The 7,589-nt window shown below is 71.4% G+C and carries 6 protein-coding genes; 5 read left to right on the top strand and 1 reads right to left on the bottom strand.

The features are described from left to right. Window positions 1–214: 214 nt before the first annotated feature. From EDF50_RS00135 to opgC, 5 genes are all read left to right on the top strand, one after another. Window positions 215–1,387, top strand: a complete 1,173-nt coding sequence (locus EDF50_RS00135) for a SpoIIE family protein phosphatase (RefSeq protein WP_123517266.1) — start codon at window positions 215–217, stop codon at window positions 1,385–1,387. Window positions 1,388–1,449: 62 nt separating this feature from the next. After that, entirely contained in the window at window positions 1,450–3,396 is a 1,947-nt protein-coding gene (locus tag EDF50_RS00130; RefSeq protein WP_233570232.1) for a glycosyltransferase, read from the top strand. Then, window positions 3,393–3,725 carry an STAS domain-containing protein gene (locus EDF50_RS00125; protein ID WP_055977855.1) on the top strand — a complete coding sequence of 111 codons (333 nt, stop codon included), beginning with the start codon at window positions 3,393–3,395 and terminating at the stop codon, window positions 3,723–3,725. Before EDF50_RS00130 ends, EDF50_RS00125 begins: the two co-directional genes overlap by 4 nt. Next, entirely contained in the window at window positions 3,718–4,137 is a 420-nt protein-coding gene (locus EDF50_RS00120; protein ID WP_123517265.1) for an ATP-binding protein, read from the top strand. The genes EDF50_RS00125 and EDF50_RS00120 overlap by 8 nt, the downstream gene beginning before the upstream one ends. After that, window positions 4,125–6,713, top strand: coding sequence for an OpgC domain-containing protein (opgC, locus tag EDF50_RS00115; protein WP_148076718.1), 2,589 nt, complete (start codon window positions 4,125–4,127; stop codon window positions 6,711–6,713). Before EDF50_RS00120 ends, opgC begins: the two co-directional genes overlap by 13 nt. Before the next feature lie 71 nt (window positions 6,714–6,784). Here the strand turns inward: opgC and EDF50_RS00110 are convergent, their stop codons facing one another. Beyond that, window positions 6,785–7,582, bottom strand: coding sequence for a DeoR/GlpR family DNA-binding transcription regulator (locus EDF50_RS00110; RefSeq protein WP_123517262.1), 798 nt, complete (start codon window positions 7,580–7,582; stop codon window positions 6,785–6,787). Window positions 7,583–7,589 lie beyond the last annotated feature (7 nt).

Below are 7,589 nucleotides of genomic sequence, written 5' to 3'. Positions count from 1 at the left end.
ACCCGTCTCGACACCTACCATTTGGTCCCCCCCTCGGGGGCATTGGCCCGCTGGGGCCCCCCCCGGGGGGGGGGGGGGGGGCGGGCCCCCCGCCCCCGCGCCTCCTCGGTGTCCCCCTTTCGGTGGTCATGACCGATGGTGGGGGTCTGTGGCATCGTTGGACCGTTCGAAAAAGGCTCGTTCCCACCAGGCGCGCCCAGCGAGGGGAGCGGTCTTGATCAGGGACGAGTCACGTGAAGAACGTCGTCAGCGGGCGGTCGAGAGCCTCGGGATCGTCGAGTCCGGGCACGAGGACCGGCTCGACCGGGTGACACGGGTCGCCCGGGCGGTGTTCGGGGTGCCGTTGTCGTCCGTGACCGTCATGGACCACGACCGGGCGCTGTACGTCGGCCGCGCGGGCTTCGACGATCCCGAGTCCGCACGCACCGACACGCCCTGCAGCCTCGTCACCGACACCGGCGAGGTCATCACGACCGACGACGCCCGCGTCGACCCGCGCTTCGCCCACCTGGGCGCCTTCAACGACAACGGGCTGGGCTTCTACGTCGGGCACCCGTTGCTCGACGGATCGGGCAACGTCGTGGGCTCGTTCTGCCTGATGGACGCCGAGCCCCGTCAGCTCTCGGCCGACGAGATGGTCGAGTTCCGCGACCTGGCCGCGTGGGCCCAGGTCGAGCTGCTCGCCGAGGCCGAGGCCGAGGCGTCGCGTGCCACCCAGCAGGCGCTGCTGCCCGAGCACCCCCTCGACGTCGACGGCGTGCACGTCGAGGGTCTCTGCTTGCCCTCCCTCAGCGTGGGGGGCGACTACTACGACCACGGCGTCGTCGGGCGGCACGTGCACGTGGCCGTCGGCGACGTGATGGGCAAGGGGGTGGGCGCGGCCATCATCGGCTCGTCCGTCCGCGCCGCGTGCCGGGCGGCGGTCCCCGGCGTCACCGACCCCCGTGCCCTCGGTGAGGCCGTCGGTCGCATCGAACGGGCGGTCCACAACGACCTGCAGCGCACCGGCTCGTTCGTCACCTACTTCCACGCCCTGCTCGACCTCGACACGAACGAGCTCTCGTTCGTCGACGCCGGGTCGGGGCTGTCGCTCATCGTCCGGGCCGACGGCACCGTCCAGCACCTCGCCGGCACCGGCCTGCCCCTCGGCCTCGACGAGCAGGAACACATCACCGAGACCACCCGGCTCGACGTCGGCGACCGGCTGATCGTCATGAGCGACGGCGTCCTCGACGTGCTCGACGACGACCTCGACTGGGCGCTCGAGGTCGGGCGTCTCGTCACCCGCGCCGACGGGCCCGGTTTCCTCGCCTCGATCGCCGAGCTGACCCACCGTCGTCTGTCACGCGACGACGTCACCGTCGTGTTGATGGACCGTCGCGCGTGACCGACACCCTCGGTCGCCGCGACCAGCGGCTGCTCGACCGCACCACCGGCGGCCGTCGCATCGTGGCGATCCGGGTCGTGGTGCTGCTGGCGTCGCTCGCCGGCCTGAACTACATCGTGTGGCGGTGGGCCGCGTCGGTGAACTGGACGTCGTGGTGGATCGCGGTGCCGCTGATCCTCGCCGAGACCTACAGCGTCATCGACTCGCTGCTGTTCGGCCTCGGCGCCTGGCGGCTGCGCGAACGCGGCGAGCCGCCGGCCGCGCCCGACCCGCACACCCTCGAGACGCGGGTCACGGTCGACGTCTTCGTCACGACGTACAACGAAGAGGTCGATCTCGTCATGCGCACCGCCCTGGCGGCGCAACGCATCCGCTACCCGCACACGACCTGGATCCTCGACGACGGCGGACGCCCCGAGATCCGTGCCGCCGCCGAGGTCGCCGGTATCGGCGTCATCACCCGCTCGGACGACTGGGCCGACCGGCCGCGCCACGCGAAGGCCGGCAACCTCAACAACGCGCTGCTCGCCACCGAGGGCGACTTCCTGCTCATCCTCGACGCCGACCAGGTGCCGAAGCCCGAGATCCTCGACCGCACCCTCGGCTACTTCAAGGACGAGCGGACCGCCCTGGTGCAGACGCCGCAGTGGTTCGAGAACGTGCCGGAGTCCGACCCCCTCGGCAGTCAGGCCCCCCTGTTCTACGGGCCGATCCAGCAGTCCAAGGACGGCTGGAACAGTGCGTTCTTCTGCGGATCGAACGCGGTCCTCCGGCGGGAGGCGCTCATGCAGCTGGGGGTAGCGCGCTACGTCACCGAGGTCGAGGCCGCCGTGCGTCGCGCCGTGCGCACCTCGCGCAAGCTGCTCGTCCGGGCACGGGAGGAGGCGGTGGGCCAACCCCGCGTGCTCGAGGCGCTGGACGACGCCGAGACCGTCGTCGAACGGGCCCGGGCCGAGTTCGCCGCGGGCGAGTCCATCGGCGACGTCACCTACCGGTTTCAGCGCAGCATCGACACCATCGCCTTCCGCTTCGCCGACGCCGACCTCGCGGCCATGAAGGGCGACCTCGCCGAACTGGCCGCGATGTCGCTCGGCCCCGACACGTTCGACGCCCTCGACGAGGCCGCGCTCGACCTGCTCGCGCAGCGGTCGTCCTCGCCGCTGGCCGCCATCGAGTCGATCTCGCTGCTCGTCGGAGCGCTCGACGTCGACCGGGGTTCCGAGGCGCAGGCGATCATGCCGCTCGCGACGATCTCGGTCACCGAGGACATGGCGACGGCGATGCGCCTGCACGGGCTGGGCTGGAAGTCCGTCTACCACGACGAGATCCTGGCGATCGGGCTCGCCCCCGAAGACCTGGCGACGATGATGACCCAGCGCCTGCGCTGGGCCCAGGGCACGATGCAGGTGTTCTTCCGCGAGAACCCGCTCGTGCAGAAGGGGCTCTCGTGGGGGCAGCGCCTGATGTACTTCTCGACCATGTGGAGCTACTTGTCGGGTTTCGCCGCCGTGGTCTACATCGCCGCCCCCGTGCTGTGCCTGTCGTTCGGCGTCGTGCCCGTCCAGGCCTACAGCGCCGACTTCTTCGCCCGCCTGATCCCGTTCCTCGTGCTCAACCAACTGCTGTTCTGGGTGGTGGCCGCGGGCCGGCCGACCTGGCGTGGGCAGCAGTACTCGCTGGCGCTGTTCCCGGTCTGGATCGCCTCGGTCACGACGGCGTTCCAGAACGTCTACCGAGGCCGGGCCCTCGGCTTCTCGGTCACGCCCAAGACCCGCCAGGCGGCCACGGGCCCCCGGTGGGACCTCGTCCGGCCGCAGATCTGGGCCGTCGCCTGCCTCGTCGCCGCGCTCGTGCTCGTCGGCGTGCGCTACGCCACCGGACAGGCCGAGGGCGTCGCGCCCCTGGTCAACATCGCCTGGGTGCTCTTCGACCTGGTGATCTTCAGCATCATCGTCCGTGCCGTCCTCTATCCGGGGCCCTCGGCACCCCACGACAAGGAACCATCATGATGACCGTCACCGTCGAGGCCGTCGAAGGCGGCTGCGTCCTCTCGCCGCAGGGGCGCCTCACCGTCGTCTCGACACCGCAACTGCGCGACGAGGTGGCAGCACGACTCGCCGCCGGCGACCGGCTGATCGTCGTCGACCTCTCGGGCACGACCTTCGTCGACTCGTCGGGCCTCGGCGCCCTCGTGTCGTGCCTGAAGTCGGCACGGCAGGCCGGCGGCGACCTCCGGCTCGTGGCACCCACCGAGCAGGTCTCGATGGTGCTGCGGCTCACGAACCTCGACCGCATCCTCAAGCCCCGCGCCTCGGTCGCGGCCGCCCTCGATGACTGAGCGTCCCGGCCCCGTCGTCATCGACGTGGCCGTCGAACCCGAGAGCATCGACCTGGTGCAGAACGCCTTCGAGGCCTGGTGGACCTCGCTCGGGGACGACTCGCTCGAGACCCGCTTCTCGTTCGAGACGGCCATCGTCGAGATCGCCGCGAACGTCGTCGAGCACTCGCGCCGGTCCGAGGCCGACCTCGGTCGTCGCTTCACCCTCGAGCTCTCGGCCACCGACGACCGTCTGACGGCCGTCTTCCACGACAACGGCATGCCCAGCGACATCGACCTGAGCGCCGTCTCGATGGCCGACCTCGAGGACGAGGACGGCCGCGGCCTGGCCCTGGCGCTCCTCAGCCTCGAGAGCCTCGACTACCGGCACGAGGGCGGCCGCAACGTGTGGACGCTCGTGTGCCGACGCTGAACCACCCGTCGGCGGCGGCGTCCACGGTCGGGGCGTCGACCGGCGCGGGGTCGGCGAGGTCGCCGCGTCGGCGGTTCGCGCGTCGGGTCGGCGCCGCCCTGCTCGCCGTCGCGGCCCTCGTGCCGATGGCGCTGGGGCCGGCGGTGCTCGGGGACGCGACGTCCGCGTCGGCCGCCACCGCGCCTCCGGAACCCTCGGGCACGTGGTTCGGCCCCGACCTCGACTGGGGTTCGGACGGCCCCGACGGCTACGCCGGGCGGCTCGGCGCGACGCCGTCGCTGTACGGCGTCAACATCGACTACCCGCTCGACCGTCGGGCGACCGACGAATGGCGGCGGTCGGCACGCGCCGCCGCCGCGCAGGGCGCCGTGCTCGTGGTCAGCCTCGAGCCGACCGGACGGCTGTCCGAGCTCGACTCCGCCGACGCGCGTCGGGCCGACGACCTGCTGACCGAGATCGACCGGCAGTACGGTACGTCGCAGCTGGTGCGCTTCGCGCCCGAGATGAACGGCAACTGGCAGCGCTGGGGACAGCAGCCCACCGCGTTCGTGGGCGCGTTCCGTGAGCTGGCCGACGTCGTGCACGCGGGTGGGTCCCGGGCGCGGATGGTCTGGGCGCCGTCGTACGGGGCGGGGTACCCGTTCTCGGACGCCGACGGTCGCCTGCCCGAGACACCGGCCGGTGACGTCGGCCTGCTCGACACGAACGACGACGGGCGGGTGACCGAGGCCGACGACCCCTACGGGCCCTACTACCCGGGTGACGACGCGGTCGACTGGGTCGGCCAGTCGATGTTCTACTTCGCCAAGGGCAGCGCGTCGACGGCGGCCGGCACGTCGGTGCCCTTGGTCGAGAACCAGGCTCCGGCCGCCGGCGAGGTCGAGGGGCGCTTCGACGAGACCTGGGGCTACGCCGAGGCGCAGCCGTCGACCTTCTACGAGCGGTTCGCCGAGGGGCGCGACCGGCCGATGCTGCTCGACACGGGCGCCCTCTACGCCGACGAGCTCGACGGCGCGGCCGAGCTCGACGTCAAGCAGGGCTGGTGGCGACAGGTGCTCGACGCCCTGCCCACCCACGACCGCATCGCCGGCGTGACCTGGCTCGAGGTCGAGCGCGACGAGGCCGAGGCCGGCGACCGCCCGGTCGACTGGCGGGCCACGGCCCAGCCGGGCATCGCGGGATCGCTCCGCACCGATCTCGAGGCGAGCGATCGCATCGACCTGGGGCCGGTCACCGACCGGGTCACCTCGACCGACGGCGACGCCGCGACCGTGCAGGTGCGCGACGGCGGCGGGGACGAGATGGGGTGGATCGTGGCCTGCGCCGGGGCGCTCGCCCTGGCCTTCCTCGTGAGCGGTGTCGTGGGCCGTCTGCTGCCCCGCTGGCGCTACCCCGACGACGGTTCGCCGGCCCGTGACCTCCGCATCGACCTGTTCCGCGGCTTCATCATCCTCGCCGTGGTCATCACGCACATCGAGGTCGCCGGACCCTTCTCGTTCGTCACGCTCAAGGCCGTCGGAGCGATCACGGGCGCCGAGATGTTCGTGTTCCTCAGCGGCATCGTGCTCGGCATGGTCTACCCCCTGGGCATCAAGAAGTACGGCGAGAAGGCCGCGGCGATCGGGGCGTTCGCCCGGGCGCGCAAGCAGTACGTCGTGACGCTCGCGGTCATCCTGATCGTCTTCGCGCTGAGCGTCGTGCCGCTGCTGAACACCGACGCCGTCACCACGTTCACCGACCGCGGCACGGGCTCGACCGGCACCACGGCCGAGGGGCGCGTCTACGACCTCTACCCGAACGTCGACCGCCTGCTCGACTACCCGCCGCCGTGGTACGCGGTACGCCAACTGCTGTTGCTCGAGATGGGGCCGTGGCCGTTCAACATCATGGGCCTGTTCGTCGTGCTCAGCCTGACGATCCCGGCGCTGATGTGGGCGATCAAGCGGCGTGCCTGGTGGGCCGTGCTGCTGGTGAGCTGGGCGCTCTACGCCGTCGGCGTGGTGTTCCCCGACGTCCACCTCCTGCCGTCGCAGTTCGAGGCGGTGTTCCCGCTCTTCGCCTGGCAGGTGCTGTTCACCCACGGCCTCGTCATCGGGTGGTACCGCCGGCAGATCGTGACGGCGTTGACCACCCGGCTCGGCAAGGTGCTGGTGGGCGCGGCGGTCGTCGGCTACGCCGGGTTCCTCGCGCTGATCTGGGCCGGGCACGCCTACGGGTTCGCCCCGGGGCCGATCCCGTCCGGCCTCTACGACACCCTGTACGCGACCGGCTACCAACGGGTCGACATGCAGTGGGGCCGACTCGTGGACGTCGCGCTGGTGGTCGTCTGCGTCTACGCGGTCCTCACGGTGTTCTGGACGCCGATCTCGAAGGCCTTCGGCTGGCTCTACGTCCCCCTCGGCCAGGCGAGCCTCTACGTGTTCATCTGGCAGGTGTTCTTCGTGCTGGCCGTCGCGTCGATCCCCGGGCTCGACCGCTCGAGCGTGGTCGTCGGCACGATCGTCCACGCGGTCTCGGTGCTGCTGCTCTGGGTGATGGTGAAGAAGAAGTTCTTGTTCTCGGTCGTGCCGCGCTGAGCGGTGGGCCCCGGGGACGCAGGAGGCGCGGGTCGCGTGACCCGCGCCTCCTGCGTTTCCGGCTCGTCGCCTCAGGCGGCCTCGCCCGGGGCGGCGACCACGAGGTCGAGCCCCGCGTCGACGAGGGCCGCCGCCGCGTCGTCGTCCAGTCGGTCGTCGGTCACGATCGTCTGCAGCTCGGCGAGACGGAGGGCCCGGTACTTGCCGAACCGCCCGTACTTCGAGCTGTCCGCGACGAGCACCGAGCGTTCGGCCACCTCGAGTGCGGCCCGCTTGACCTCGACCTTGGCCTCGACCGGTGTGGTGACGCCGTGCGCGAGGTCCCACGAGCTCGACGAGATGAAGGCCAGGTCGAGCGACAGCTCGGCGAGCGTCAGGCGCGTCAGGCGTCCGAGCGTCGACTGGTTCGCGCTGTCGACCCGGCCCCCCACGACGATGAGGTCGACGTCGGGGTGGTCGAAGAACGACCGGACGGTGGCGAGGTCGTTGGTGACGACGGTCAGGCCGGTGACGTCGTCGAGATGTTCGCGCATCGCCTGCACCGTCGTGCCGGCGTCGAGGTAGACGGTCATGTGGTCGCGGACGAGGGCTGCCGCCTCGCGGGCGATGGCCCGCTTCTGGTCGACGTCGACGTCCTGCTTGACGTCACGGCTGGCCTCGACCAGCAGCCTCGGCGTCAGTTTCGCCCCGCCGGGCGTGGCCGTGACGCGGCCCTCGTCCTCGAGGGTCGCGACGTCGCGTCGGACCGTCATCTGACTGACGCCGAGCAGGTCGGTGAGCTGTCGGTAGCTCAACACGCGCTCGCGCTGCAGGTGCTCGACGATGCTCTCGCGCCGCTGCTCGGGGATGAGGGGGGCTGTGGTGGACACGTCCGGC

This window comes from Frigoribacterium sp. PhB24, assembly GCF_003755185.1.
GTDB lineage: Bacteria > Actinomycetota > Actinomycetes > Actinomycetales > Microbacteriaceae > Frigoribacterium.
The sequence above is the reverse complement of the archived record's forward strand: the minus strand, read 5'-3'. Positions and strand labels throughout refer to the sequence as shown.

Bases quoted from the DNA above. Each gene is read 5' to 3' on its own strand.
- EDF50_RS00125 (WP_055977855.1), top strand. From the start codon at position 3,393: ATGATGACCGTCACCGTCGAGGCCGTCGAAGGCGGCTGCGTCCTCTCG.
- EDF50_RS00120 (WP_123517265.1), top strand. From the start codon at position 3,718: ATGACTGAGCGTCCCGGCCCCGTCGTCATCGACGTGGCCGTCGAACCC.